Origin of the sequence: Sphingobacterium sp. UBA5789 (assembly GCF_002418355.1) — a bacterium.
Classification (GTDB): Bacteria; Bacteroidota; Bacteroidia; order Sphingobacteriales; family Sphingobacteriaceae; genus Sphingobacterium.
On record NZ_DIDX01000004.1, the window covers coordinates 1,320,303 to 1,346,385 of the forward strand.

The window sequence follows — 26,083 nt, forward strand, 5'->3', positions numbered from 1 at the left end:
TTTTAAACAAAAATTATATAGCCTGGGCTTACGTCTTTAATCTGAACCTGAGTAATATTGATATCATCTCTTGTAATCATTAATGATGGTCTGTAATCAGCTTCTACTCCATTGACGTAATAAAATGCTGTCCAGGAAAAATCATTTCCTATAATAGTCGCATAGGTATTACCATCTTTATAAATATCATTCTGCCAGTCAATGGTGATATCAGCTTCTAAGTCCAGCCTATTCTTTTTCACTGTACTGCTTGCGAGTATTAAGGCTAAAGTATAAGGTGTTATGGCTGTAGATGAATTCGTTCCTTTAGCAGCTTCGTCTTCAGTAGCAATACGAATGATTCCAGCAGTTTGCTCTGTTGACGGACTTACTCCGGAAACTATACTCTGGAGTTCCTGCTTAGTGTAGAAAGAGGTAGTTAACTGAAACTGAAATTTAGTGTTATTAAAGCGGGTGATCTCAATAAGGCCATTTCCAAGATCAACAGCTGATACCCAAAGCTCATCAACAGTCGCATTATATTTGGATCGGAATCCGGTCTGGAGTTTGTCTGAGGAATTTATTTTCTGGATAGCCATTTGACTTGTCAGTTAAAGTTATCGAACCTGCAGTCTTCGATCCAGTCTCCTATATTACTGGCTTCAAAATCTGCAAAAGTCCAATCCGCATAATCCTGACAATTCTCCTGGTCTGGTGGGATGGTGTTATTCAAAAGTACTTTATATTTTAGAAGTTTAAAAAAAACTTTCTCAGTGTTTGGCGACCACTCCATTTCATAAATCCAGCCACTCACACGATTCCCATCCGGATCCAATACAGAGATATATCCATAGTTGTCAGATCCTGAGCTATTATTAGACATTGCTAACTTTATTTTTTCAACCTGAGTCTTTTGTAGTCTAGCGTTGAATGATACCCAATCCGGAATAAAAATACGATCACGCTCGCTGAACCCGGCGAGAGCGACAGGATCCGATTCTTTAATGGTTTGCTGGAAATGATCTATTTCGCAATTTCTATTTTGTATGGAAATTGTAGTCAGCTCTCCGTTCTGCTTAACAAAAGTGTTTTTAATCAATTCTGAACCGTCTTTATACATCAATCCTCCATTGAGCCACTTAGCCCAGTTGAGCAGCATGCGTTTAGGAGATAACCGAAGATTGTATGCAGAAGCAGGATCAATTAATGAACCTTGCTGCACTGTAAAGTTTTCGTTCTTTTCTGAACTGTAAAGGGAATTTTCATAAATACGGATTTGTACCGGAGCATAGATTGTTTCACTTACTGGTGTTTCATCTACATACAAGTAATATAGCCATCTAACTGTTGAACCTCCTAAATTCTGTCTGGAAACTGAAAAGCTGTTTATAGTATATTGAATGTTGAGGTTAGCTGAACTTATCGGTGAGCTTAGCATTATTGTTTGTCCCGAAACAATTTGAATCTCCTGCGCCAACCATATAACTATGTATTTGGCATAAGCTGCAAAAAGAATATACGGATCAGAATTGTACTGTTTGTAGGCTGGTGTTGAACGAAGCACCGATATAATGAATTTATCATCATCATACTTTGTACTGTTCTTATTTGCTCCTTCACTGGAATATAACTCCCGTCTGGTTAATTCAATAGCATATCCTGAAGCGATCAGATCCGAAAGTTTGGAGAACTTGTTATCATGGCTCCGGATAGGTGTTACATATTCATGTACCGTATTGAATTCATCCAACATCTTCTCTCCTTCTTCAGGGTATTTTTTATAGCCGATCTCTATATTGCTGAAAACTAACTCCTGTGCACTTTCTTCTTCATAGTCTGCAGCATCTTCAATAAGAAGTATTTCAGAATCTCTGTAAAAATGTTCTATTCGTTCTACCCGAACTATTTCATGACCATCAGGATCATTTTCATAAGCCATGCCCAGACAATAGATAGAAGAAAGACTTTCCAGATAGTTTTTAAATGATATTTCGATTCCTTTATTTTCGGCAAACTGGCGTAACTGAAAGCCATTAGTTATGCAGTTGCCTGCTCCGCAACCATCAACAGGATATCCGACATCCGTTCGTCCAAAGAAATCTGTGTTTAATAAATTTTGTTTCCCGGTCACTGAATTCAGAATCCGATTGCCGGCTTCATGTAGCATCATTCCTTTGATGTAAGTGGGCGGAGTAGATGAATTTCCTGTTACAGAGAGATTACTTTTTCTAAGCCGTGCTGAAAAGCTGATACTCTGTTGAGTGCTTGCTGTATAAGAAAAGGCCGTAAACAGATAAACTCTGTCCTTTTGTTCTATTTCTATTTTTCCATTAAACACAAAACTACAATCAATACTAAAATCTTTACCATCGAGTTTAGAACGTCTATAGTGTGTAATTGATTTATGAGTGATAGGTCTATCAACATTCTCTTTTCTGACCTCAAAATAAGTTGTTACCTCAAGATTTCTATACTCCCTGTTAGAAATAATACTACCTGGCTTCTTTTGTAATTCGGTTGTCAATGTCCAATCCAGATCAATGGAAAATGTAAATTCTCCATTAACTTCCGCAATAAAAAACGGTTCAGACTCTTGCCTACCAACTGGACCAAAATCACGTTTGGATATTCCTTTGATAGTTGTAGTTTTGTCATCTGTATTGGGATACACCAGAATATTAGTACCGGCTACTGTTATTTGCTGGTTAGAAGTGCGTATATTTTCATCCTTCACTTTTAACTCTTGAGGGATGGTTTTAGCGTGAGTTAGAATTCTCGTGACCATGGGTTTGGAAAGATCATTTTGATCCAGATCCTTTGAAGAAAACAGATCGACCTTTGTATCAAATCTCGCTTTAACCACATCCTGCAAAGACTTACGCTCTACAGAGCACGCTACACGGCCTTTTAGTCTTTTGAATGTCGAAAGCACCAGTCTGCCTGTATATTCTAACACCTCCATATTATTGACAATACTTCCCTGTTGTAATATAATTTCAGCATCCAATCCATTTTCTTTATAGATCTTATCTATAAAATCACCGCCGGCAATACAGTCAAACTCTAACTGGATATCTCCATCCGAATATTCATAATTCAAACCATGCCAATCCGGATCACGCTTAACTGAAAAGACTATAGAATCCCATCCAATTGGTTCATCCTCCAAATCATGAATCATATCTTTATAAAGAAGTTTAAAAAATGTACAGTTCATACTTATCTCAGTGAATTTCTGTTGTTCAATAATTTTACTTTACTATTCTTTCTCCGGATGCTCTTTGTGAATCCATTTTCGTTAACCTCCCAATTTGTAAACGGAAGTTCTGATATACGACGGCCAACCGCATCACCTATCTTTTCCTCATCTATCTTTATAGCTTTAAAAGCTTCTGACATGATGTTGATATCGTTGCTTCTTTTATGATCACGCACCAAAACGGAGATATCACGATTGGATTGTTCATATTGATCCAGTTTTATTTTCTCCATCACTTTTTCGGTTTGAACAGCATTTAAGACCTGTGAGCCTTTGGGAATGAATATCCGGGTACGCTTTTTATAATAACTGATTTTACCGGAACTGGAATCTTTTACTAACTCCGGACCTCGCTCTGCTACATCGGCAATACCTTCTTCAGAACTTCTGGTACCGGTCCAGTAGGCTAACGGCTTACTCATTACAAGAGCTGCCTGAGCTAACCCTGCTGCCAGTATAATACCTCCTAAAACAAAACCTCCAATACCTGTCTGGGCAAATGCCTGCGTTACTCCAACGGCTGTATTTATCGCGATTTGGAAAAGGGCGTGGTTTCGTTCGGCAATAGCCTGTCTCTTTTTCTCTTCTCTAATCTTTGCATTATACTCTTCTTCTATTCTCGCCTTTACAGCTGCTCGTTCTTTTTCATTTTCAATACCTGCTGTTTCTATTTCAATCACACGGGCCTTTTCCGCCTCCAGAGTTTCTATTCTCTTTTGAGATTGATCAACCTGAGATTGAAAAAGAATATTTCCTACACTATTTGCCATTTCACCATAAAACTGAACAGCCTCTCCAAGATCTTTGAATTGGATCTTCCCTTTTTTAACAAAGTCAAACATTTGCTCTGTAAGTGTTGTAAAGAGATTACCCCAGCCTTCACCCAGATAGTCTGCAATCACTTCCACAGATTGCATCATGGTAGATTTGACGCGTTCGATGTTCTCTAACTGTCGTTTTGTTTTTTCGTTGTCTGAAGCAATAATGTTGAGTGCAACCTGTTGATTAAGATCTGTTACATCTTTTCCATAATCTGTGTATATGGTTCTGAGTTCCTGTAGTTTTTGTGCTTCGAGAATGAGCCTTTGAACTGCAATATCCTCACCTTTTATTTCCCTAGTATTCAGACGGGCCTGCATCAACTCAAATCGCTTTTCAATAGCGGTCTGTTTTAAAGAAAAATCTTTGTCAGCATCGGTTTTTAAGACGACCTCACCTCTTACTGAAGTATACTTCTCTGCTCCCTCTTTTCTGGTTTGTGCTATTTGCGTCTGTAATTGAGCCTTCTTGACAGCATCTTTCTCCAGTAAAGCCCGTCTTTCCAATTCAGCAATCAAAATATCAGTACGCTTCTTCTGATACTCCGTTTCCAAGATCTGACCGGAGTAATAAATCTGATCCAGGCTAGCCAGTTCTATTTCGTATCTGCTCTGAAGTTGCTGCTCTTCAAATTTGAGTTTCCATGCTGCATATTCAATTTCTAATGCTTTTAATTGTTGAGTGATTTGTTTGGATTCTGCTATACGGGATTTATCCTCACTGGTATCCAGTAGTTTTTGCCGTTCCTCAAGCGATTTCCTTCGAATCTTTAACCGTTCGGACTCGAATTTATCTTCTGAATCTATGATCGTATTATTGTATTCTGATCTTTGAGCATATGCATTCTGAAGCGTTAGCAGTTCAAGCTGTTCCTGTTCGGCTATTAACTTGAGTGCTTCATCAAATCTCTTTTTAGCTTCAGCGGCCAATTGTTTAGCTGTTTTGCCTTTTTCATCACTGATCACAGTAGCAGATGCCCGCTCTTTCTGCATAATTTCCTGCAGCACCTGATACTGCTCTTCATCACTATAACCTGCTGCCTCCAACCGGGTGATATATCCTTTTTTATCTTTAGTTGATATTTTAGACTTTGCAATGGTTTCTAAAGTATTTGTCCGGTTATACTGCTGTGTGACAGCATCATTATTGCTACCATCGAACATTTTCTTTTTAGAAGCATATTCATTCAGATCTTTGTTTGCGATGGAAAGGTCTTCAAGCGTCTTTTTTATTTCTACGGAATAGTTTTCCAGATTTTGTCTGTTACGATTTACCTGACCTGTCATTCGTCTGATAAAACTCATATCTACATCTTTAAAAAATCCTTTACCAGTAGATTTTATCATTTCCGAATTGATCTTAGATAAATCTTTAAACAGATCCTTAACTACATAATTTGCCTGTTCTAATTCATCCTTTCCTTTTATGGTTATTTTAATCCCTTTTTTATCCAATTCATTCTGTATCTTAGCTATATTCTCTCTTGTTTTTTTGAATTCATCAAACTGTTCATTATCCAAATCGGCCCCCTTTTGCATAATATCTTTTGATCTGTCAGCTCTCTGTTGATAGGCTAATCTGGTTACATAGGCTTCATTAATTTTATCCAAAATTGGTAAGAGCTCCTGATTAGAAACTTTTTCGGCATTAATTTGTGCAAGGTATGCAGGGTAAGTATTCTTTAACTCGGTAATTATGGCTATTCTTCTTTCAACTGTTGTATTTGAACTCTCAAGTTCATATCGTAATGCCATAAACGATATTTTCTCCTTTTCAAGCTCTTCAGCTGGTTTTGTATCTATCAGGTCACCGAAAGCATCCGTCAGACTGGTTACGCCATCAACTGTATCAATTAAAAATTCCTTAAGCTGCGCATTAGATGTTATTTTAGTAAGGGAATTATCAAATCTGTTTACAGATCCCTGAAGACTTACCACTTTCCCGGAAGTAGATTCACCAAATGTTTCATTAAGTTGTTTTGCAAATTTTGGAAGAAAGTCTGAAGCCACAACCTCCCCTTTTTCGAGCATTTTGTTTAACTCTTGCTCGGTTACACCCATTGCTTTTGCTGCCATTGCGAAAGCTCCTGGAAGACGTTCGCCTAACTGCCCTCTTAATTCCTCGGCCTGTACTTTTCCTTTACTCAGGATCTGAGATAATGCAAGGAAGACACCTTGTGTATCATCGGCTGACATACGCATAGTTGAGGCAGCTTTTGCAACTGATTCGAATATCCAACGTGTTTGAGTACTTGTTAAATTTGATTCTTTAGCTGCACCAGTCCATATTCTGAAGGCATTAGACGTAGTTAAGAATTCCAGGCCCAGATCATCTGAAGTTCTGATCAGAAAATCCATATTCCTCTTAAACTCATTAGAAGTTACCGAGGTATATTTCATTACAGTATCCAGATTGTCTAATTGTAAAGTGGTTTCAAAAAGCTTTCTTACTACATCTTCAAGTGAAGAAAAGCCAAGTATGGATCCTGCTATACCTAATATTTTTCCACCAGCGCCTTCAAGACTGGAAAGAGCTGAAGAATAATTCCCAACATTCCGATAATGCATGCTCATTTGGGCATCCATTTCTTTAAGGGCATCGGTATTTGCTTTGATTTGCTTTTGCAGATCTACTGCTTCTTTATTATTTTTATTGATGGCACCTGTAATGCGGTCAAAAGCGTCTGGAAGATTTTGAAGCTGCTTCTTTAGTAATTCTGTTTCTTTCGAAAGATGCGTGTAAGATCCATCTACATAGTCAACTGATTTCTTTGCATTTCTTAAATCACCGTTTAATCTGTTAAATTGCGTGGAAACCTGCTTTATCTTTTCCAACAAAGCTGCCTGACGGTCTTTATTTTCCTTAAGATCTGTATTAAGCTCTGAATATTCCCGTTCCAGGGACTTAATCGTATCCCGACATTCTTTAAGGCCCATAGTATGGACATCAATGATCATATTCAGATCGTTGACTGTCGTTTTTGATTCCCGGTGTTTATTAATCAGGTTTTCGGTTTCCCGTGCAAGATTTACTGTAGATTTGGCAGCTCCCTGAGTGGTGGCATCTGTCTGCTTGAGCTTAGTGCGCATCTCTTCCAGCTGCTTTTGCAACTTAACTACTTCTGCAGCTGCTTTGTTCAAATCACGCACAAAAACATTTCGCATGGAGGATGCGGATGCCTTGATTGAAGTAAAAAGCTGATTGAGCTCTGCTAAACCTGCTTTTACATCATTATCGAAAAAATCTGAATACTTAATAGGACCTTTGGACATGAAAAGACGTGTTTAAATAGTTATACAAAAACTATCTAACCGACCGTCTCCTGATCCTCGTTAGAATGGTATGTTCAAAATTATGGTGTTATTGTTGGATATCCAAATGAGATATATCTAGCTCTTTAGAAATTGCGTCAATTACATCTTCATATTGCTCTTTTGAAATAAGCCCCAGGCGATACTGCCTGTCCGTATCACGATATATCAGCGCTAATTCACCAGCTTTACGATCATTAAGAATTTTAGATTGTATTTTGGGGTAGTTATGGGCATAGGTACCATTAGGAAATTCGCGAATATGCTCTTCAACCCATTCCATATGATTTTGCTTTTGGTCGGCGGTCATTTCGGGACCGTCATAATAATTTGTTTTCTCCTTGCCCACATTAGAAAGGCCAATTAATGACCAGATACCTAACACCAGGAAGAAAATAAAAGAGAGGCCTATTAAAACCAAAAGTGTCATATACTAATATATGAAGAAAAAAATGAAACTTAATGGTTTAATTTAAGCAAAATATCAGATATTTATTGTTATTTTTGAGAAAAGCCAATGTATTATGAAAAAGATCCTATTTTTCCTGATTATCGTTGTAATTCCTATATTACTCTCAGGATGTAAAAAAGATTCTCCTGTTCCAAATGATACCGAAGTAGATGTATTTTTATATGTATCGACTTTAGATGGAAATTTCCAAATAAAACATAAAGATGAAAAAGGGAATATTGTAGACAAAAAATTTACTGCCCCAAATAAGTTTGATTACACTTACAAATCTAAAATCGGACAAACAATTTATCTATATGCAAAACATAATGGTGACGCTTATCAACCATCACTAAATGGTTTGACTATTGTGATTCAGGCAAGCTACCCTAAAACATCTTGGCAAATAACTAACCCCGTTGCTTTAGTCACCAAAACTCATAAAGGGGTGACTGAAATTATATATGAAGTGAAAGTTCCAACAATAAAAGAAATTGAAGATGCCAAAGAATTACCATTTTACAATAGTATAAATTGATTTAACAGTTATTTAAGCTTGAGAAATTCTCATCCCATAGTTCAAACTCTCCTTTGCTCTTTTTGGTGGCTAACAATGGTTCTGAAGCATAACCTGTTTTATAGCTATATAACTTATCATTGATCCATATTTCTGAGTGGAATAGCATTGCCTCACAAGCTTCATGAGCCTCTTTATCGAAGTAGTAAGATTGAAACTTTACATATCTATCCATTGAACCATTCAGGTTACGTAATTTTCCGCTAGTTGAAGAGCGGTACTGCTCAATATTATAATCTGGTTGCTGATCGATGCGAAAGATATGAAGTCTATACTGCTGGTAGAAATCTGGCATGCCCAGCCAGTTGATATGAAAAAGATTCTTGCCATTATTTCTATATCTGACTATAGTCGTTTTATCCTGGAATCCGGAATGAATCACCCTAACCATATTGGACCGTAAAGTGACTGTATTGGCAATATCCTTTATCTGCAGGTAATAAATCCCCGGAGGTACTGCCGGCCCGCTCATATCACAATATAGATTATAGCGACCTGATCCAAGATTATCCCGGTTTAATACTCCGATGTCCGACAAAGCAATCGTTCTGTCCGGACGAATAATATTCAATGTAAATCCTCCGGAATAATTGATTCCTCCTTTTACATTGATGTAAAAAGAAGTAATCTCTCCCGGAACCAATACCGGCATATAAGGCAGATTACTCTGTTCATTCGGATACGGACATGGCAGGTATGAGTGATCCTTGAATGAAGGATCACTGTTCCAGCGCAAAAAATTGTTACTATTTACTTCCATTTTTCAGTTCAGCATTACGTTTTTCAAAATGTTGGATTCGCGCGTAAAATTCAAATACAGTAAGCCTGCGCGTATCTATTCCGGATTCTTCCATTCCAGATTTAATTTCTTCAAAATGCAGTTCATGTTCGATTACAGCATTTTCCTGACCGGGAGAAAATACTTTCGGCTTTAGAAAGTTTAAAAAATATTGATTCAACCGCTCTATCTCCTCCAGTAAGTGATCTTCTCCATCCAGTTCCATTGTTATCTTAAGCTCTAACAGCTTCAGCATATTGGCGATATAATTAAAATCACTCCCGGCAAACCATTTCGGGAAGTAAGATTCTAATTCAACATCAATTTTTTTTTTAACTGATCAAGCTGTTCCTCAACCATTCCGATAGTCAGGCCTTTGCCTGATAAATCATCTAATAACAGCTTTATATTATCTTCCGAATAATCATCTATCACTTCTTTATCAATGCTATAGATGAAACAACCGAAAGCTAAAGATTGAAATGATATTCCTTCAAACATTGCATACAGGTTGTAATGCAGATTCTCACGCTCTGTCACAGCTTCTTCCAGTTTTCCTGCTGACAACAATGCATCCAGCTGCTGAAAATGTTTATCCACATCTTCCATTGTGCTACCTATACCTGAATCCTGCATAAGATAACCCTGCATAAGATTGAACAGGCTAACTGGCATCTCTTTTATAGTAGCATACAGCTTTAACTTTGTTCCTGAAGGCAATTCAATAGTTGTCATGATATAATCAGTTTGAATGTAAGAAATGATACCGGTGCACTCGCAAAAGGCACAACAAGAAACCAATAGTCATGCTGCAGATATACCATAATACTACAGATTATAAAAGCTATCCGGAAAGCAAAACAAAAGTAGCAAGGTCGGCACCAGGACAGCCATTTAGGTTTGTAAAGCTCATACCAAGAAATCCAGCCCCATTTATGGAGACAGAACATGAATGTGCAGATAATCAGAGCCAGGAGTATGGTAAATTCTAACATATCGAATAGTTGTATTTTAAAACCATATTAACTCTTAATCCTGCATACGGCAACATCAGGTACTGTGTATCGATATCATCTATGGTAAATCCATCAAAGATTTCTTCCGCATCCTGATCAGTAAAGGATGTTATCTTCAATACGTTATCGGCAGATCCTATTAATTCCAGTACATCTGCTTTCAGATTGGCAATGGAAGGTCCTTGAACATGCCCAGGTATCTGAGAGGTATTGACCCAAATGATCAGTGAAACGGATACTTCGATATCCATATCGGTTGATGGATTAAAAACTTTCACATCTTCTTCTCCAGTCAAAACAAAGAATGCCTGCCCTTTAAGAAAATCATTTGGCAGGATGTTCATGTACTCATTTCCTCCTATCCATACTTTTGGAATTTCAGATTTACGCCCGGTTTCCATGTTTTTTTCGCGGAATGGATAAGCCCTGTGAAAGACTTTCATCCACGCGAACTTAGTAGCCAAAGCTGTCTGCAGAGAATAAATTGCTGCATCTATTCCAGGAAGATTGGAGGTTGTTATATTAGGGTTATTATAGCTCATAGTATTTTGCTTCTGATGCCGTTCTGAACCTGTCCTGTAATATCTTCTCCCAATTCATGAATATCTTCTAAAGTCAATCCAAGTATATCGTCTCCATATTTATCCTGCAGCATATCTGCCTTTTGATCATTAGAGGTGATTTCAAAGTCTTTGCTGCCAAACTTTGGTTTGATAGAATTATGAAAATCTCCTGTTAGTTTCAGATCCACAGGACGCCATCTGTTTTTATAATTGAAATCTTTATAAATTCCCAGATCCCGTAGTTCTGAATCCATACCACTCTCCAGCTGCTCTCTGTTGTAATCTGATATAGTGTTGCGATTAGCCTTAAGTGAAGATGACACATAATCATCAAGCGAACCATCTGAAGTTCCTGATCTTACTCTGCTAACTAAATTGTCCAATGCTTCAAAACTCATAATATATCAATATATAGTTCCAAATGTAATTCCTGCAGACTGACATGGCAGACATTCCGAGTTTAGTAATCCGAGATCAAGATTTACTACTTCAATTTTCTTCTCAAGGGATTTATACAGGCCTGTAGCTTTATTTTCTTTGTTGTCCAAAGCATAGAATGCTTTCTGACTTAAGGTTTTACTCTGTTGATTATCCCGACTGGTATGTGCCATTTCTTCAATCATCAGCACAGCGGCTTGCGTAGCTAAAGCATCTATCAATAGTAGTTTATTTGCGCAAAACACAGCTGTAAGATCGCATGTAGCTGCAGTTACAAGATTGAGTCCCCAGCTGTATCTATCAACTAAATTTTCATTATCAATATCCCAGATTGTCCGGTCTTCATTTAGGTTAACCGAGTCTATGTAGAAGGCCTGAACATAGAGATATCTGTTCCATTTCTTCCACAAACTGTATTCAACAGGTGCACAGCTGCACGGTGGCTTTATAAAGCTAACAGCTTTATTAATGGCTCGTCCATTCAGATCTGATTCGTAGTATCCCAGATAGTAGGTCGATTCACTAGCTATCATGGTCAGCTCACTTTCACTTATATCATGCCACTGGAGCTGATACTTCTTGAATGAACTGATAGTCCATACTTTCAGCGGTTGCGACAGATCCTGTTGATACAGGTAGATCTTTAAATCCAGATTCTCGCTTTCAAATTGTGTTCCCAGCTTCTTTAACAGTAATGAGATGTCCTGAGTCTTTCCTTTCAATCTGAACCCTACAAATCTGTTGTATTTTTCTATTGTGTCGTGAACAGATCCAGGAGAGTCATATAGTTTAGTATCCGGAAAGATCGTTTTGGCATTATTGTTCAGCTGTTTATTTGTATAGATCGAATTGGAGAGTCTTACAAGGGCATCAGACATTCGTTCGCTCAGATAATTATTCAGTACTACATTATCTGTTACTCCTTCAGATCGTTCAATGATTCCGGCTTCACTGATCACTGACCATATATTCTCTATGGACATGAGCGAATGCACAGAGTTAAGAAAAAAACCGGAATGGGGGTTCAGATACACCTGATCCGGAACGGGTAAATTCAGATCCAGGGCTCTTCTTATGCCGATCTGTCCATTGAAGCAATTTCTTAGACGTTTCTGATCTATCATATATTGTATTCGATTATCTTTAGCAAAAAACCCGACCGGTATGAACCGACCGGGAAAACCAATATAAATTATGAACAACCAGTACTAAGGTGTAGTTGGCTTTGGAATAACTGTTTTTATAATCGGGGACTTGTTGTCTGAGCTGTAAGCAGCAACAAAACTAAAGTCTGCCTCCCATTTCTCCGATTTAACCCAGGTGGCTTCAAAACCTTCTCCGTGAGTAGCAGATAAATCACGACATTCTGTTTTGGTGGTAACCGCCCATTTAAGTCCCAGAATAGGATCTTCTTTAATAGTAACTGTAGTACCATTGCCAAAATCAGCATTATTCTGAGCCTCCCAGTGATTCCAGTTGAACACTCCGATTGAGCCTTCAGCTGCAAAGTAATGCACTTCCCGATTCGTGGCTCCCGGAATAACTCTGTTGGATGTATACTGCAGATATTTCTTTGATGCTCCCATTTTATCCTGCTGGTTACCGGCTCCGTATGATTTCCAGTATTTATTGTAAGTCGCTTCGGATTCGGTATTGGCCACATCGATAAATGGTCCATACAAGTCATTCATCTTCAGAACGGATTCCATATTAAAATAAATATCATCGAAAGTTGTCTGATATGCTCCTCCGGCTATAGTGGCCAGATCGGTAGCAGCCAGTGAAGTTGCTTTCTTGGTCTCTAAAGCATTGAAGGCATCTGTATCCAATGCTGCAAATACAGCAATCAATCCATTGAGCAACTGATGTGCATAGTCTTCTTCTGCTGATATCATATTACCGGCATTGACTGCAGGTGCAATAACAATAGGAAAACCTTTGTGTACCCAGGATAATGGAACCAGTTTTGAAACACCATTTGTACCTGGGATATCACAACCTCTTTTGGTAATGATATCAACGGCCATCTTATCCAGCACAGGAATCTTCTGTGGCCGGACTGGTGAGGTTCTGGATTTCTCTACAAATGATTTTGGCAACAGTAGATCTGCATTATCTATGAATGCTGCTAATGCTCCATAACGGGAAAGTCTTGTTTCCCAATCTCTGAATTTGCGATTCTTGACATCAATAATCGCGTCTAATTGTTTGGTAGGATTTAAATCTAACATTGTTGATAGTCTAAAATTTTTATTCTATTAATTGTTCCTACCGTATTCTCCTAACGGCTTATTTAACAATACCATACTTTTTTAAGGCTTCTTCGTATTGATCCATGAATTCTTTGGATGTCTCTGAGATACCTTTTGCTTTCAGATTGGCGATAACATCTTCTTTGGTACTGCCTGCGGAAAGTTCATTGCCCCCTGCGGTACCTGCTCCGCTCTGTTTACGCCCATTGGCCGCAAAGTAGGTTTTGTAGTTTTCGGCGATCAGGTCTGCTGCTGAAAGCGGTTTCCCGTCTTTGGTACTTACCTGCAGCTCCTCGCCTTTGTAGAAGACAACATTCCCGTCATTGTCTTTTTTTGCAGTATAAACAGACTGGAAATTCTGTACGATCATCTCCTTCTGTTTATTTGCGAAATCTGTTTTTTGTTCGTCAGTCAATTGAGATGGCACTGCTATAGTGAAACCAGCTACTGCAGCAGAAAGATTCAATGCGACTTCTTTCCTGAAGTATGTTTCATGCACCTGACTGAGCTCGGTCTGTTTGCTCTTCTTCTCATTTTCAAGCATTTCCTGAAGCTGTTTCAACTGGTCTTTATCAACGGGATTTCCTCCTTTAGCAGCCTCTTTGATTTCAGTCACCTTTCTTTTTAAAAAGTCATAAGTCTTCTCTTCAGGTTTTTTCCGGTCTCCGGTCAGTTCGAACAGGTCCTGATCATACTTTTCATGCAAGGCTTTAATCTGGTCTTTGATCTTCACTTCGACCAAAGGTTCGACTTTAGCATTGAGGTATGCCTCATCCTGTTCTTTTGTTCGGATGACCATTCCGGAGTTTTCCAATGCCTTTTGTGCATCTGTCAGTACAGAATTCACTAACTGTGTCTTGATGCCTTCATCAGCAAGAGCTGCTTTAATCTCGTCGAATGTTAGTGCCATATTTATATTTCGTCAATTGATGATATTCAATTAATCGGGAAATTATTTGAGTCCGCCAAATTAATCATGGAGCACCAGTACGCTCTTACCTTTGAACGCATCTGTCTTTTTCAGATGTTCAAAGATGCTCGGATCAAAGATTTGTATCTTAGCCGAATGCTTCACTTCGGATACAACTCCTCCGGATGTCTCTACATCTGCAAAACAGACGACAATACTTCCTTCAGGATTGTAATCTAAGGGATACTCTTTGTCCTGATCTTTGTTTCCATAATATTTGCCGTCTTCCGTTATTACCTGCAGCTGTTGTTCCTGGTTTTTGTTCTCCTCTCCCTGCTGGGGAGTTGACGAAGATTGATCTTGTTGATCATCAGGTTTACTATCTTCCTGATTTGTTTCGTTTGAATGATCATCAGGAATATTAGAGGATGTATTAACATTAGCTTCAGCTGCTGGATCTTCGGATCTTGTACCTTTTTCCTGATCAGTATTTGAATCCAGATCCGGTATTGAATTATTTACCTGCTGCTGTTGTTCCTGGTTTTTGTTCTCCTCTCCCAGCTGGGGAGTTGACGAAGATTGATTTTTCTTTGACATATTCTTTTAATTTTTCGTTTATCCGTGCGATTTTGATTTTTAAAGGAAGTGCATATCCAAATTCTACAATACTTCCATACTCCAGTTCAAATTGGTCTATGAGATAGGAGAAGTTAAGTTTAATGGCATATCCTTCGGGGTCCGCTTCAGCAATTCCCAAATTCTTGCATTCATTTACTGTCAGATCCGGATACGGCTCCAGATAACGCAGAACTTCCATATTATCTTTTTCTGAGGGATTGTTCTTTGCCTGTAGCTCGGTTAGCATCTTTCTTTTGGATGAAAGGATATATAATGGAAGTCCTGCTGATTTAGCGGACTGGTACTCCTTAGTAAGTTCATCCAGTGACTGGAGATAAAATTCTGTGCCGTGATTAATGGAGCTGGCCACGAATACTTCTCCAAACATTAAGCGTCCGACTGTATTCATTGTCCAGGTGCGAATTGCGTCAAGATTAGATGCAAGATATCTTAATATGTTGGTCTGGCTCTCAAACTGCGATCTGATCTGATCTTCGTTCATTGCTTCCTTATTCAGCAGTTTGGAGTCTATCTTCCCTGTACTTTTTTGTTTGATAAAATTCTCCAGCCGATCCAGCTCATCCACATTGTATTTTAATGATTCGGAGTCTACCGTCACTACTCCAATAGGATCTCTTAGGTCTGGATCGTTCGGATGACGTTGCACCGGCACATTAATCAGGGATCCGGGACCAATAAGTTTTTTGGCTTCACAGGATGGACAGACTTTAGTTTTGACAATACCTTCATCGTCTGTATAGTGAGTGAATCCTCCTTCACATTCGCTTCCTTGTTCATTCTTATAGTTGCATCGGCCTTCAAATGCCCAGTAGATAGGATAGGACGCATACAAATCCAGGCTTTTCTTCATGGTAGAATAAAGCAGGAACCAATCTAATCGGGATAATTGCGATGATATCGGACTTTGCTTGCTATATGGGTTGTTTGTGTCAATATTGTCCCGCCACATATAGTTTGCCGGGCAATAGCCTAGATCATGAGGGTTTTCAGTGACAAGCGTTAGGTTTCCTTGCCCGTCTTTATAAAATATCCGGTAAAACTGGTCGTCAAAAGCTGCAACATTTCCTTTTGAATTGAAAATGATATAATTGAGTCGATTATTAATTGGATCATAATCAAGATCGATAACCTGTTCAATGGGTAGAAGATAGTAATATGGTTCCGGATAATCTCCACTCTGCTGCTGAGGAAGATCTACAATAACTATACTATTGATGGAAGAGAGGATGGCTCCAAATACATCTCTTTTCCAGAAGTGTTCGTCATTCTTGAGAATTAAATAATCGTCAAAGAGCTCTTTGTATTTGGCATCTGTGAATGTGTAATCGTACAAGCTGTTTTGTGCATCAAATACTTTGATATACTCATCTGCTATCTCATCTATAAGGTCATTGGTAGCTAAAGGAAAGGTAAATAGCTTTTGAAACTGATCAAACTTATCACTGGCTGTAATGATGGATTTTACCCAATTTATAAAAACAGGATAATATCCATTAGCATCTTCCTTTTTATCGGCTATTGTAGCATGAAAGCTGAGACGCTTCTCATGAAAGATCGCTTTATGAAGTTTGAGTCCGTTTGCCGGAGCTTTTATTAGTTGCTTTATTTGCTCGCTTGATAACGCCATCTTGCAGTTCGAATCCTTTGTTAGGTAATAATTCCCAATTCTTCCATCCTTTTCTATTCTCGAGGTCCAGTAAGGACTGGGCGTGATCAATTGTAAACAGACGCTCGCCCAGATCTTTGCAGACCAACGTTACTTTTGTTAGTCTTTCCATGATATCGGATTAAAGTGTACGTGGATTGAATGATGCTTTTACCATCTTGAAGTATTCGGACCAGCCAAAACGAAGTTCAAAAGAACAGTTGTAGGTATTGTTGGCATTGAATCCCTCAGTGGCCACATCAGGTACAAACAAGTTGAAGATTTCAAACCCTTGCACATTGCCATCCCGGCCATCATAGATAATGTTGTCATTGGTGGCAAAGAAGTATCCTTCAAGATTAGTTTCGCCTGGCTGCACCTGTGTCTCTGCACATAATGCTCGCAGACCTTTAGCAGTTTCTGCCGATACGTTTTTGATGATGAAAGGAACAACTACTGAGGATCCACCCTGAAGTTCAGCCACACCGTTCAATGTTGTATTATCGTTACCACCGGTTTTGATGGGTTCTCCTACCGGGATAGTAAATCCCGTAAAGAATGGGGATACAACAATCTTCTTTTCATCGGTAGCAGTCAATAGCGCTGTCCATGAGGCCTGAAGAGCAATAGCTGCATCGTCTGCAAAACGTTCTACAGATGTTTTACGACCGAAAGCTATTTTTTGGATCTGATCAAATTTTACAGGGCAGTTTGTTGCCGGAATAGCTGTCAAGGCAGCTGGAAGGGGACATTTGAATAGCATAACTTTTAATTTTTAGTTTTAAATCTGTCATGCCGTCCCCTGGCAACTATTCAAAGTAAATAGTTTTTTTAGTATTTTGCAAAAAAACTATTTTATGAATCAATCAGAAAAATTGGATACACTTCTAAAGGTACTTTATGAGTTTCCTTATAATAATCAATACTATGATTTTTCGGAGATTGCAGGAAGTGCAAAATTAAGTTTAACTTCAGAAGAATTAACAAGATTATTTAAGCGTTTAAGAGATGATTCCTTTATTGAGGCAAAATTCTTTTTGGGTGGATATGGATTCGCAAGAATAACTTCTTACGGAATAGACTTTGTTGAAGGAGATTCTTATAAACGGAATGAATCTTTAATTACAACTAATAATTATCATACAACAGTAACCAATAGCTCCGGAATATCCGTTGTCAACGCTTCATCTGGGGTTAATGTAAATATTTCAAATATTGAGAATGTTAACAGTAAAATTGAAGAACTTACTAAATTGATTCAAGCAAGTCCTAAAGTTCCTGAAAAAAGTAAAGCCGATATGATTGAATGTATTGATGAGATTAAAAGGTCTTTAGTGCGTAAAGAAAAGCCAAAGTTTGCTTTTCAGGCACTATTAGGTATGGTAAATAACTTTGCGGGAATTGCTTCACTCGTTGTAGAAATTGGAAAATTAATCTTTGGTAATAATGGATAATTCTAATTGGTTTTACATTATATTCTCTCAGGCTGCTATAACTGCAAGCATCGGCAAATTACTTCATATTTCATTGACATCATATGTTAATAAAAAATCTGAAAATCAAGCGCAAAAAGAAGATATAGGAGAATTAACTACTATTGTTAAATCTGTTGAATCAACTTTTAATAGAGATTTTGAAAAATTCAAGATTGATATAGACTATTTTAAGTCAATACGGCTATCAAATTTCGAATTAGAAAAGAAAACTTTAATTGAATATCATGCAATAGTCAACACGTCAATATTTAAAATTTTCGATATTGATCTATGGGACCTTAATAAGTTACCTATCTACCAAATTAACAATGTAATAAATGAGATGAAGATGTTTAAAGAATTATCAAATCATTTGTCTAAAGTTAGGTTATTGATTAAAGATGAATCTATCATATCAAAGGCTCGAGAACTTAATTCTGCAGCTTTAAATTATCAAGGAAAAGTACAATCTAAACTTGCGGTATTTTATATCAAAAAGGAACACCGAGATCGTGAATTTGAAATTGTCAGAGATTTTTTACAAAAAGGAATTGATCAAAAGGTCATTATTTCAGAAATGCTTTCATTTAGAATTATAGAGGAAGAATTAAATATGTTAGTAGATAATTATCAAAAAGTAGAGAGACTCTCTTTTTACCGAGAGGTACAAACTATAGATGAAGAATTTGTAGATATGGTAAAGAAGTACATTAACGTTAATTCCGTCGACTAACACCAAAGTCATCAGAGATAGAGTTAAGATCGAACCAGGCACGCATACAGAAGTTATCTCCAAAGTCCGGAGATCTTCCAAAGAGGATTGCCTTTTGTTCGGCCTTATCATTAATTCGCTTCTTACCCTCTGAATCTTTGTCCTTTTTCTTTACAGAGCGAAGATCCTGTTCAATATATTGGAGGATAGTAACTTCCTTTCCTTTGTGCTTAAATTTCATAGAGCGGTATTCTCTTCCGCTGCGATCCACGATGATTACTGTTTCGTTCGTGGCGACAACCTGCACTAAACCAACATTCACCAACTCTGCTGCCCGGTAATAGCATTGTGTCTTGAGATTCTGATAAAATTCTTTAATTCCTGTCTGTGGATCTATTAAAGCAGCTGTACCACCCTGAAAACCTTTGTACCCACCGACACCAACAGCCCCACCTCCTACTCCATCCTGATCAATCAGAACTTTATGTTTCGGGATTCCGAATTGCTTTCGTTGGGATTCTATACCATTGACAATATCCTGTTCATCTGTTGACATCATGACAATGATACGTACAACCTTCCAGCCTTCCCAGACAAAAATTACAGTGAAATCGCGACCATGCCGGGCTGCATCACAGGTAATGCAGCGGAACTTCGTATCGGTAACAAAGTTTGTAAAAACAGATCTGATTGCATCATAGTTGAACAAGGCTGTTCCATCGGTTCGGATTTTCCAATTGCCGTCAAGCAGCTTTGCTCTCTCATCTGCATCCTGAGCCATTAGATTTGCCAAATAACCCGGATCTTTCATAAGTAATGCTTTATTCTCGTAGACAGATCCGGGAATGAAAGTGACCGACTTTACTAAATCAAACCTGTTTATTTCTTTCGGTATCATGCTCCACAAGTCATCTGTTACTTTTGATATCACTTCAGTTTTACTATTTCCCCATATTAGATTTTCTCCCATGTTGATCATATATCGAATAGCTCCTGACCGTTCCGAAATAGGATATCCTGTTTCCTGATCAATCCACCATTCGATAAATTCTGCAACCCAACTATCAGGGTCCGGATTACATGTAGCACGGATGTAGGGACGAACACCACATGCGGAACGGTTACGGGAAAGAAGATAGTTGAACATTTTCCAAGTAAAATGTGTAAGCTCATCATAGATAATCAATGGATACTGTGCCCCTTGATGGTCGTATATATTTCTTTCATGTTGTATGTGCGAAAACTTGACCTTGGATCCGGTTTTGAAATACCATGTACTTTCATTTGAATTCGGTTTTCCTCCAATCAAGGGGTAAACTTCGGCCGATGTGTCCCATAATCCCCCAGGATTCTTAATCTGTGGAATCGTCCTCCGAAACATCATTGCTGAAAATTTAGGATTTACCAAATGTCTCGTGCCCTCTAACAGCTCTGCATAAGTCTTACCTCCACCAGCAGAACCTCCTCCTATAACAATATCTGCAGGAGATGAAAGAAACTTTGTCTGAAATCCAGGTTGAGGTTTAATGATCTGATGTGCCTTCGGAATCTTTATCATTTGAATTTCTTTGGTCGTCTGGTAAAACAATAACTGCCGGTAGTATATTGGCTTCTGAAAGCAATGGCTCCCCATCCTTGCCGGTCAACTGTATACGATTAATTTTAATTCCATCAAGTTCGGCCATTGAATCCAGTATTTTATTTATCGCTCTGGCTCCGGAAGCAGTAGTCTTTACTTTAGGATCCATGTCGCGGATAATCTTCATCTTTCTCTTCATGTAGAAAGCCTTCTTAATATCCATTGACAATTCATTCTTTTCTTTGAACTCTTCGTATGCTGACTTGATATAACGCTGTGCCTGGCGATCGGATACACCCCACTTGTTGACAATAGAACGCATGATATCAGAATAAGTATGATCATCGAGTATCCACTCCTGTACATTTCTGATACGTCTTTCTATTTCAAACTTTGATGACTTCTCCGTCTTTTCACTCATTACATTCTTTTGATGACTGCGATATGTCTGTTTAGTTCATATATACGATCCCGCAGCTTTATTGCTTCGGTTTCACGCATTTTTTTAATCTCCGGATCATACTTATCCAATGTGTCAACTTCATAGGCCTTCAGCGCATTAGTATTAATGTCTATTTGCTCTAAAAGATAGTTTAATATTAATTCTTTGACATCGTTCATGATCTGCAGCTTTTCCTGAGTTGATAAATTGTCCTTGTTGCTCATAATTAAAGTCGTTGATTGTCAGATTCCCATTTAGATGTTTAAATGTAGCAACAATTCCACGCTTTTGGCAATACCTGATATATCGAATTATAATGGATTGAACATATGCAGGATCTATCTCTATACCATAACATTTTCTTCCTGAAGATTCTGAAGCTATTAAGGTGGAACCGGAACCTAAGAAAAAGTCAATAACCACCTCTCCAGGTCTGGTTGTATCCAAAATGGAATCAGCAACCATAATTACCGGTTTAGGTGTAGGATGATTCTCGAGTTCTTTTCTGTCAGGATTTTTAATACTTGTAGCAGACGGATAGTTCCAGACATTAGTACGGATCCGGTCTTTGAGTTCAAGGTGAGACAGATGTTTTGCTTTATCTCCGGATTTGAAGATATACACCATCTTATGATTGTCTTTATAAAAACCTTTATGATCGAGCATATCCTTCTCCCAATAATAGGAATCAGGACCTGAATGAAATGCAAAACATAGTTCATGTTTTGCACGATAGAAGGAACCATTGGCCATGAGATCTTTATTCCACACGCAGACTTGCTTAGGTACTGGTGAGCCGTAAACACGACGGGCAGCTTCGCACATATGCCAGCTGTGCCGAAAGTCCATAAAGATGAAATGGATAGCTCCCTCTACTGTATTATCCTTAGCGGTCTGCATGATCAGCTGAAGGAAAGCGGCAAATTCATCGTCGGACATTTCTCCGGCTCCCATTGCGAAGTTTTTATGGTGTATACCGGAGAAGAAGTTTGTTGGAAGATTGTATGGCGGATCCGTTGACAATATGCGACCTTTAACAGCTCCATGATCAAATAGTTCTTCAATAGCATTTGGGTCAGTAAAGCTTCCACACACCACCTTGTGTTCACCTAATTGAAAAACATCTCCGGAACTAACGATTACACTTTCTTCATCAACAAAGACCTCCTCTTCTTCAGCATCGAGAATGCCTTCTATATCGTAGGTTTGAATGAAGCGATCTTCTGAGAAATCCGGCAGCACTATTGTCTCTCTAAGTTCTTTAAAGTTGAGGTCAAACTCTGTAATAAAGTCAAATAGTCCTTTTTGCTGTAGCCTGGAATAGATCGCAGAATAAATTAAAGTAAGTCTTGCAGCCTCTTGTATGTCTTTACACTGAATAAATAATGCAGGAAGTTCTTCAGGAACCGTAGATCCATCTTGCTTTAGGGACCGCAGCGCTTCAATCCGTGACTCTCCATCCAGACAGTAATGGTTAAGACCATCCTGCCAGATATAGAGAGGTTGTACAAATCCATTTTCAACAATGGAATTTTTTAAACGTATAAAAGCGTCTTCAGATATTGCTTTCAATCCGGGAGTACGGATCGACTTTAAGGTGTCCCAGTGGATAGACCCCAAGCGTAACACCTTGCTTTGGATATTTATTTCGTCTATCTGCATAGTGCAAATAGTACGAAATAAAGGCTATCTATTCAAAATTAGTTTATTTTGGTCATAATTACATTCGCTAATTGTTCTTGTAGTCTGTTACCTCCTTCGAACTGAGTGTAATCTTCATTCCAATAACAATTTGGATATATTAATATTCTTCCACCATTCAATCTGAGGGCTATAGAAAATTTATTTTCGAAAGGGTTCATAATATAACTTGCGATGTTTATTTCAGTTTTGAAAACCCCTGATTTGTTATAATTTTCATAATTATATCCTTCACCATCACGTATGTGATATTGATGAGCAAAAACAAAATTTAGAGATTCATCTCTATATTTAATTTCCCAATTTCCATCAAACATTTTAATTTTTGTTTTTTCTTCCATATTAATCAATTTATCATCAGCACCTTTTATCACTCCATTAGATTTTGAAAGCTCTGCATCTTTCTCTGTAATCTGAGTCTTAAGTTGTATATTCTCTGCGACTAATATCCCTTCATCTTCAATTATCTTCGAGAGTTTCAAAACATCTGCCTCATATTGCTCAACTACTCGTAAATATCTAGAGGTGGGCACATAGCCCTTGCCTGAAACAATCTTTATGGTTTTTTCCTCCTTTATACCAACCCATGTTTGAACCCAACTAAAAAACCATTTGACAAAAGGATAAGCAAGAGCAAATACCGTTGGCCAAATATAATTTCGCCAAGGATTTGCATTTTCTTTGATAAGCATAGTGTAGTTCTCATAACCCAACTTCTCAATCGATGAAGAATTATACCAGATTAAACCAACGACAATTGGCCAGTTCCAGAAAATCCAGGAAATACAAAAAGATAAAATAAAAGGATTATTCAATCGAAGATTGATTGATTTTAATAGATCGTTCATTGTAAAATTTTATTTTGATTATGGTTTATCAGAAAGGGGAATTACTTTACAACCTAATCAAGTCTTGTTAATTTAAAATAAGGAATATCAGCATTTGAATTTTTATCAATAGTTTCTAAAATTCTATAAGAATCGTCCATCCATCTCAAATTTGTAATTTGCAATCTTCTGTAGCTTCCGAAGACTTCCGTTATAAATAGAAAATTTAAAGTGACTCTTAAATCAGAAAAATTCATAAAATAATTTAATAATTGAATAATACTTAATTTAGAATTATCAAAATAAATATTTCCATTTAGAATGTTGATTTTTCTATCAATTTTTTCATTCTTAATATCGTCTTCTAACAATAAATTCCACTCTCCATCGAATATCGTTTTTTCACTCCCTTTACTTCTATTCTCATTCCATTGCTGTAAAGAAAGAAAATCAGTATTTAGTTTTACATTCAGCTTTTCTTTCTCAATTTGATCAATTTTAAGCTTATTATTTTCGGTTGTCAACTCACTTTCTTTTTCCATTAGTGAAGCAATCTTTAAGACATCTGATTCATATTGATCGGTTAAGCTTAAATATTTAGACATAGGAACATAGCCTTTCTTAGTAATACCTTTTACAGACTTTTCTTCTAATGTGTCAACAAATGCCTGAAATGAATTAAAAGCCCATTTTGCCAAAGGGAAGATAACAGCAAGTAGTGCCGGAATGTAATAATTATTCCAATGATTTGAATTTTCACTAATTAATGACTCGTAACTGCTATATCCAAAGCTATTTATTGTTTTAGAATTAAAAAATAATAGACCAATTACAATAGGCCAATTACACACAAGCCATGATATACAAAAGGAAATTATAAAAGGATTATTAATCCTAATATTAATTGATTTTAAAAGGTCATTCATGTTAATATAATGGTTTTCTCAAAAATACATATTCTTGTAATCACTTGCAATCATAGCTAAGAGCTTTAATAATCAACCCCTAAATATTCTGTCGTAGAAAACCTACTATCAAACTCAATTACAACCTATAAATCAACCATTTAAAATTTACAATCTATTTTTGGCAAGACATATAATGACAGATTATAAAAATTACATCGTAAACACATTGAGATATTAAGAGATAATTCCACAAAAAATTAAAGTATGTAGGATAATAATTTCAATATTATAAAAATAATCACCGATATAATCATAAGTGATAAAAATCCAATCATGATCTTCTTAGAAATTTGAGATAATTCTTTATTTTTAAATGCATCACTCCTAATTATTAGTTCCACTAAAATGACACAATACATTATTAGAAACATAATAACGTTGACAAAAACAACGAAATCGCTTATCTCGCTTAAGTAATTACTAATAGAATGATCATTGCTAATAGAAATTTTAAAGTTTCTAAACACGGACTTTGATCCAAAATATATCATACTTAAATTAAGTAAAATATTTAGAAAGTAAAATATTTTTCCGATGACCTTCATGTTTATAATAAGTTTTTATAGAAACCTTGGACAATATTACATTTAAACTATTAATAAATTTACGGATTACCGTAATTATAATCAATGATCAAAACTTTTCACTAAATCGTTATATTAAATTTTATATGAGAATTGATTATTAAAAAAATAAATCACTTACTATTTTCCTTCATTTTAACTGCCAGTACCTCGAGCTCTCTGATGAAATCGCACAACTCACTGTGTTTTTGAAAAAAGAAAGTATTTCTATTATTTCCTTCGAAACAACTTATCATAACTTCATTAGCACTGTTTAGCTCGATTTCTATTCTGGTCGAAATATCAGTGTCTTCATAAATTATTTTCTTTGCCATAACTTTAGTTATTTTGAGTACTATTATCTGTGTGACTTCCACCAAAATGATTTGGATTGAACTTCTTGTTTAAATCTTCCTCCAGATCTAACAGAGGAATCATTGTCTGTCCCATACATCTGTTTATACAGTGAAACATATTAATGGTATCAGCCACTTTTCTGTTTCGCTCTATCGAATTTTCAAAATGCTCCAGTTTAGCCTTTAGCTCTATTTTACCGTCTCTAATTTTAGCGGTTGAATACGTAGGATCTATTTTTAAGAGGTACTCTGAGAAGCCTGGTTCATGGATTACCACAAAACCGGCAATATCTTCACGCGACAGGATATCCCGGATCTCCTGCATCGCTTTCTTTAATTTTGGACTGTATTGCATAATTCAATTGTTTATTATTTTCTTTATCTGATTTAGTGTATATCTTTTATTCAGCTGCTGGGGTGTGACACGTATAAGACGCCAGCCTAAAGCAACGGCTTCATTGTATTTTTCCATATCAGCGATAAATCCTTTGCCCCGGGTGTGACGTCCCTGCGTCCAGACACCTCCTTCAACCTCTATGGCAATCTTACAACTGATGATCGCATAATCGAAACGCCATAATCTTTCCGGATGAAAAATATACTCCGTAGTAACATTCAGATGCAGCTCTTGTAGGACTGATAAGATGAACAGGTCCTTTTTATCCTGATGACGTTCAACTTTATTCCGCTTTTTAGAAATTTCATCTCGCTTTCGGGAAACTTCGGTACACTTTTTATTACTTTTCACTTTCCGGAACACATTGGGTGCCACCTCTGTCAGTCCTAATCCTTTGATTTCTTTTATGGATAATCTCTTTTTCAT

The 26,083-nt window shown here is 37.2% G+C and carries 27 protein-coding genes; 3 read left to right on the forward strand and 24 right to left on the reverse strand.

What is annotated here, in order from left to right; genetic code table 11:
- Nucleotides 1-2: 2 nt before the first annotated feature.
- The 4 genes from B4B65_RS15205 to B4B65_RS15220 all read right to left on the reverse strand — a co-directional run bounded on the left by B4B65_RS15205 (nt 3) and on the right by B4B65_RS15220 (nt 7,798).
- Nucleotides 3-578, reverse strand: a complete 576-nt coding sequence (locus B4B65_RS15205; protein ID WP_293916521.1) for a hypothetical protein — start codon at nt 576-578, stop codon at nt 3-5.
- An 8-nt stretch (nt 579-586) separates the two neighbouring features.
- Nucleotides 587-3,196 carry a hypothetical protein gene (locus tag B4B65_RS15210; protein ID WP_293916523.1) on the reverse strand — a complete coding sequence of 870 codons (2,610 nt, stop codon included), beginning with the start codon at nt 3,194-3,196 and terminating at the stop codon, nt 587-589.
- A gap of 2 nt (nt 3,197-3,198) precedes the next feature.
- A complete protein-coding gene (locus B4B65_RS15215; protein ID WP_293916525.1) occupies nt 3,199-7,329 on the reverse strand; it encodes a tape measure protein in 4,131 nt (1,376 codons plus the stop codon).
- An 88-nt stretch (nt 7,330-7,417) separates the two neighbouring features.
- Complete coding sequence (locus tag B4B65_RS15220; RefSeq protein ID WP_293916527.1) at nt 7,418-7,798, reverse strand: hypothetical protein; 381 nt, start codon at nt 7,796-7,798, stop codon at nt 7,418-7,420.
- Between the two features lie 94 nt (nt 7,799-7,892).
- Between B4B65_RS15220 and B4B65_RS15225 the strand changes: the two genes are divergently transcribed.
- Nucleotides 7,893-8,357 carry a hypothetical protein gene (locus B4B65_RS15225; protein WP_293916529.1) on the forward strand — a complete coding sequence of 155 codons (465 nt, stop codon included), beginning with the start codon at nt 7,893-7,895 and terminating at the stop codon, nt 8,355-8,357.
- Nucleotide 8,358: 1 nt separating this feature from the next.
- Here B4B65_RS15225 and B4B65_RS15230 read toward each other — a convergent pair whose 3' ends face one another.
- The 12 genes from B4B65_RS15230 to B4B65_RS15285 form a co-directional block, all read right to left on the reverse strand.
- A complete protein-coding gene (locus B4B65_RS15230) occupies nt 8,359-9,156 on the reverse strand; it encodes a hypothetical protein (RefSeq protein WP_293916531.1) in 798 nt (265 codons plus the stop codon).
- Nucleotides 9,143-9,430, reverse strand: coding sequence for a hypothetical protein (locus B4B65_RS15235; protein WP_293916533.1), 288 nt, complete (start codon nt 9,428-9,430; stop codon nt 9,143-9,145). The genes B4B65_RS15230 and B4B65_RS15235 overlap by 14 nt, the downstream gene beginning before the upstream one ends.
- A gap of 53 nt (nt 9,431-9,483) precedes the next feature.
- Nucleotides 9,484-9,909, reverse strand: coding sequence for a hypothetical protein (locus tag B4B65_RS15240; protein WP_293916535.1), 426 nt, complete (start codon nt 9,907-9,909; stop codon nt 9,484-9,486).
- A 253-nt stretch (nt 9,910-10,162) separates the two neighbouring features.
- Nucleotides 10,163-10,732 (reverse strand): hypothetical protein, encoded by a 570-nt coding sequence (locus B4B65_RS15245; RefSeq protein WP_293916537.1) that lies wholly within the window; start codon nt 10,730-10,732, stop codon nt 10,163-10,165.
- The gene (locus tag B4B65_RS15250; RefSeq protein WP_293916539.1) at nt 10,729-11,151 is read right to left on the reverse strand and encodes a hypothetical protein; all 423 of its coding nucleotides are present in this window, start codon (nt 11,149-11,151) and stop codon (nt 10,729-10,731) included. The genes B4B65_RS15245 and B4B65_RS15250 overlap by 4 nt, the downstream gene beginning before the upstream one ends.
- A gap of 6 nt (nt 11,152-11,157) precedes the next feature.
- Complete coding sequence (locus B4B65_RS15255; RefSeq protein ID WP_293916541.1) at nt 11,158-12,315, reverse strand: hypothetical protein; 1,158 nt, start codon at nt 12,313-12,315, stop codon at nt 11,158-11,160.
- A gap of 84 nt (nt 12,316-12,399) precedes the next feature.
- The gene (locus B4B65_RS15260) at nt 12,400-13,422 is read right to left on the reverse strand and encodes a hypothetical protein (protein WP_293916543.1); all 1,023 of its coding nucleotides are present in this window, start codon (nt 13,420-13,422) and stop codon (nt 12,400-12,402) included.
- A 58-nt stretch (nt 13,423-13,480) separates the two neighbouring features.
- Nucleotides 13,481-14,353: a hypothetical protein gene (locus B4B65_RS15265; RefSeq protein ID WP_293916545.1), complete on the reverse strand. Its 873-nt coding sequence runs from the start codon at nt 14,351-14,353 to the stop codon at nt 13,481-13,483.
- Between the two features lie 60 nt (nt 14,354-14,413).
- Nucleotides 14,414-14,950 (reverse strand): hypothetical protein, encoded by a 537-nt coding sequence (locus B4B65_RS15270; RefSeq protein WP_293916547.1) that lies wholly within the window; start codon nt 14,948-14,950, stop codon nt 14,414-14,416.
- Nucleotides 14,868-16,619, reverse strand: a complete 1,752-nt coding sequence (locus B4B65_RS15275) for a hypothetical protein (protein ID WP_293916549.1) — start codon at nt 16,617-16,619, stop codon at nt 14,868-14,870. Before B4B65_RS15275 ends, B4B65_RS15270 begins: the two co-directional genes overlap by 83 nt.
- The gene (locus B4B65_RS15280) at nt 16,552-16,770 is read right to left on the reverse strand and encodes a hypothetical protein (protein ID WP_293916551.1); all 219 of its coding nucleotides are present in this window, start codon (nt 16,768-16,770) and stop codon (nt 16,552-16,554) included. Before B4B65_RS15280 ends, B4B65_RS15275 begins: the two co-directional genes overlap by 68 nt.
- Before the next feature lie 9 nt (nt 16,771-16,779).
- On the reverse strand, nt 16,780-17,400 hold the full coding sequence (locus tag B4B65_RS15285; protein ID WP_293916553.1) for a hypothetical protein: 621 nt from the start codon (nt 17,398-17,400) through the stop codon (nt 16,780-16,782).
- A 94-nt stretch (nt 17,401-17,494) separates the two neighbouring features.
- Between B4B65_RS15285 and B4B65_RS15290 the strand changes: the two genes are divergently transcribed.
- Entirely contained in the window at nt 17,495-18,091 is a 597-nt protein-coding gene (locus B4B65_RS15290; protein WP_293916554.1) for a hypothetical protein, read from the forward strand.
- The gene (locus B4B65_RS15295) at nt 18,084-18,845 is read left to right on the forward strand and encodes a hypothetical protein (RefSeq protein ID WP_293916556.1); all 762 of its coding nucleotides are present in this window, start codon (nt 18,084-18,086) and stop codon (nt 18,843-18,845) included. The genes B4B65_RS15290 and B4B65_RS15295 overlap by 8 nt, the downstream gene beginning before the upstream one ends.
- Here the strand turns inward: B4B65_RS15295 and B4B65_RS15300 are convergent.
- From B4B65_RS15300 to B4B65_RS15335, 8 genes are all read right to left on the reverse strand, one after another.
- Nucleotides 18,829-20,382: a terminase large subunit domain-containing protein gene (locus tag B4B65_RS15300; protein ID WP_293916558.1), complete on the reverse strand. Its 1,554-nt coding sequence runs from the start codon at nt 20,380-20,382 to the stop codon at nt 18,829-18,831. The genes B4B65_RS15295 and B4B65_RS15300 overlap by 17 nt on opposite strands.
- Nucleotides 20,348-20,824 carry a hypothetical protein gene (locus B4B65_RS15305; protein ID WP_293916560.1) on the reverse strand — a complete coding sequence of 159 codons (477 nt, stop codon included), beginning with the start codon at nt 20,822-20,824 and terminating at the stop codon, nt 20,348-20,350. Before B4B65_RS15305 ends, B4B65_RS15300 begins: the two co-directional genes overlap by 35 nt.
- The gene (locus B4B65_RS15310) at nt 20,824-21,024 is read right to left on the reverse strand and encodes a hypothetical protein (RefSeq protein WP_293916562.1); all 201 of its coding nucleotides are present in this window, start codon (nt 21,022-21,024) and stop codon (nt 20,824-20,826) included. Before B4B65_RS15310 ends, B4B65_RS15305 begins: the two co-directional genes overlap by 1 nt.
- Nucleotides 20,969-22,507: a DNA modification methylase gene (locus B4B65_RS15315; RefSeq protein WP_293916564.1), complete on the reverse strand. Its 1,539-nt coding sequence runs from the start codon at nt 22,505-22,507 to the stop codon at nt 20,969-20,971. The genes B4B65_RS15310 and B4B65_RS15315 overlap by 56 nt, the downstream gene beginning before the upstream one ends.
- Before the next feature lie 38 nt (nt 22,508-22,545).
- Entirely contained in the window at nt 22,546-23,394 is an 849-nt protein-coding gene (locus tag B4B65_RS15320) for a hypothetical protein (RefSeq protein ID WP_293916566.1), read from the reverse strand.
- 53 nt (nt 23,395-23,447) lie between these two features.
- Nucleotides 23,448-24,299, reverse strand: a complete 852-nt coding sequence (locus tag B4B65_RS15325; protein WP_293916568.1) for a hypothetical protein — start codon at nt 24,297-24,299, stop codon at nt 23,448-23,450.
- A gap of 944 nt (nt 24,300-25,243) precedes the next feature.
- Nucleotides 25,244-25,615 carry a hypothetical protein gene (locus B4B65_RS15330; RefSeq protein WP_293916570.1) on the reverse strand — a complete coding sequence of 124 codons (372 nt, stop codon included), beginning with the start codon at nt 25,613-25,615 and terminating at the stop codon, nt 25,244-25,246.
- A 3-nt stretch (nt 25,616-25,618) separates the two neighbouring features.
- Entirely contained in the window at nt 25,619-26,083 is a 465-nt protein-coding gene (locus B4B65_RS15335) for a hypothetical protein (RefSeq protein ID WP_293916572.1), read from the reverse strand.

Bases quoted from the DNA above. Each gene is read 5' to 3' on its own strand.
- B4B65_RS15205 (WP_293916521.1), bottom strand. From the start codon at position 578: ATGGCTATCCAGAAAATAAATTCCTCAGACAAACTCCAGACCGGATTC.
- B4B65_RS15210 (WP_293916523.1), bottom strand. From the start codon at position 3,196: ATGAACTGTACATTTTTTAAACTTCTTTATAAAGATATGATTCATGAT.
- B4B65_RS15215 (WP_293916525.1), bottom strand. From the start codon at position 7,329: ATGTCCAAAGGTCCTATTAAGTATTCAGATTTTTTCGATAATGATGTA.
- B4B65_RS15220 (WP_293916527.1), bottom strand. From the start codon at position 7,798: ATGACACTTTTGGTTTTAATAGGCCTCTCTTTTATTTTCTTCCTGGTG.
- B4B65_RS15225 (WP_293916529.1), top strand. From the start codon at position 7,893: ATGAAAAAGATCCTATTTTTCCTGATTATCGTTGTAATTCCTATATTA.
- B4B65_RS15230 (WP_293916531.1), bottom strand. From the start codon at position 9,156: ATGGAAGTAAATAGTAACAATTTTTTGCGCTGGAACAGTGATCCTTCA.
- B4B65_RS15235 (WP_293916533.1), bottom strand. From the start codon at position 9,430: ATGCTGAAGCTGTTAGAGCTTAAGATAACAATGGAACTGGATGGAGAA.
- B4B65_RS15240 (WP_293916535.1), bottom strand. From the start codon at position 9,909: ATGACAACTATTGAATTGCCTTCAGGAACAAAGTTAAAGCTGTATGCT.
- B4B65_RS15245 (WP_293916537.1), bottom strand. From the start codon at position 10,732: ATGAGCTATAATAACCCTAATATAACAACCTCCAATCTTCCTGGAATA.
- B4B65_RS15250 (WP_293916539.1), bottom strand. From the start codon at position 11,151: ATGAGTTTTGAAGCATTGGACAATTTAGTTAGCAGAGTAAGATCAGGA.
- B4B65_RS15255 (WP_293916541.1), bottom strand. From the start codon at position 12,315: ATGATAGATCAGAAACGTCTAAGAAATTGCTTCAATGGACAGATCGGC.
- B4B65_RS15260 (WP_293916543.1), bottom strand. From the start codon at position 13,422: ATGTTAGATTTAAATCCTACCAAACAATTAGACGCGATTATTGATGTC.
- B4B65_RS15265 (WP_293916545.1), bottom strand. From the start codon at position 14,353: ATGGCACTAACATTCGACGAGATTAAAGCAGCTCTTGCTGATGAAGGC.
- B4B65_RS15270 (WP_293916547.1), bottom strand. From the start codon at position 14,950: ATGTCAAAGAAAAATCAATCTTCGTCAACTCCCCAGCTGGGAGAGGAG.
- B4B65_RS15275 (WP_293916549.1), bottom strand. From the start codon at position 16,619: ATGGCGTTATCAAGCGAGCAAATAAAGCAACTAATAAAAGCTCCGGCA.
- B4B65_RS15280 (WP_293916551.1), bottom strand. From the start codon at position 16,770: ATGGAAAGACTAACAAAAGTAACGTTGGTCTGCAAAGATCTGGGCGAG.
- B4B65_RS15285 (WP_293916553.1), bottom strand. From the start codon at position 17,400: ATGCTATTCAAATGTCCCCTTCCAGCTGCCTTGACAGCTATTCCGGCA.
- B4B65_RS15290 (WP_293916554.1), top strand. From the start codon at position 17,495: ATGAATCAATCAGAAAAATTGGATACACTTCTAAAGGTACTTTATGAG.
- B4B65_RS15295 (WP_293916556.1), top strand. From the start codon at position 18,084: ATGGATAATTCTAATTGGTTTTACATTATATTCTCTCAGGCTGCTATA.
- B4B65_RS15300 (WP_293916558.1), bottom strand. From the start codon at position 20,382: ATGATAAAGATTCCGAAGGCACATCAGATCATTAAACCTCAACCTGGA.
- B4B65_RS15305 (WP_293916560.1), bottom strand. From the start codon at position 20,824: ATGAGTGAAAAGACGGAGAAGTCATCAAAGTTTGAAATAGAAAGACGT.
- B4B65_RS15310 (WP_293916562.1), bottom strand. From the start codon at position 21,024: ATGAACGATGTCAAAGAATTAATATTAAACTATCTTTTAGAGCAAATA.
- B4B65_RS15315 (WP_293916564.1), bottom strand. From the start codon at position 22,507: ATGCAGATAGACGAAATAAATATCCAAAGCAAGGTGTTACGCTTGGGG.
- B4B65_RS15320 (WP_293916566.1), bottom strand. From the start codon at position 23,394: ATGAACGATCTATTAAAATCAATCAATCTTCGATTGAATAATCCTTTT.
- B4B65_RS15325 (WP_293916568.1), bottom strand. From the start codon at position 24,299: ATGAATGACCTTTTAAAATCAATTAATATTAGGATTAATAATCCTTTT.
- B4B65_RS15330 (WP_293916570.1), bottom strand. From the start codon at position 25,615: ATGCAATACAGTCCAAAATTAAAGAAAGCGATGCAGGAGATCCGGGAT.
- B4B65_RS15335 (WP_293916572.1), bottom strand. From the start codon at position 26,083: ATGAAAAAGAGATTATCCATAAAAGAAATCAAAGGATTAGGACTGACA.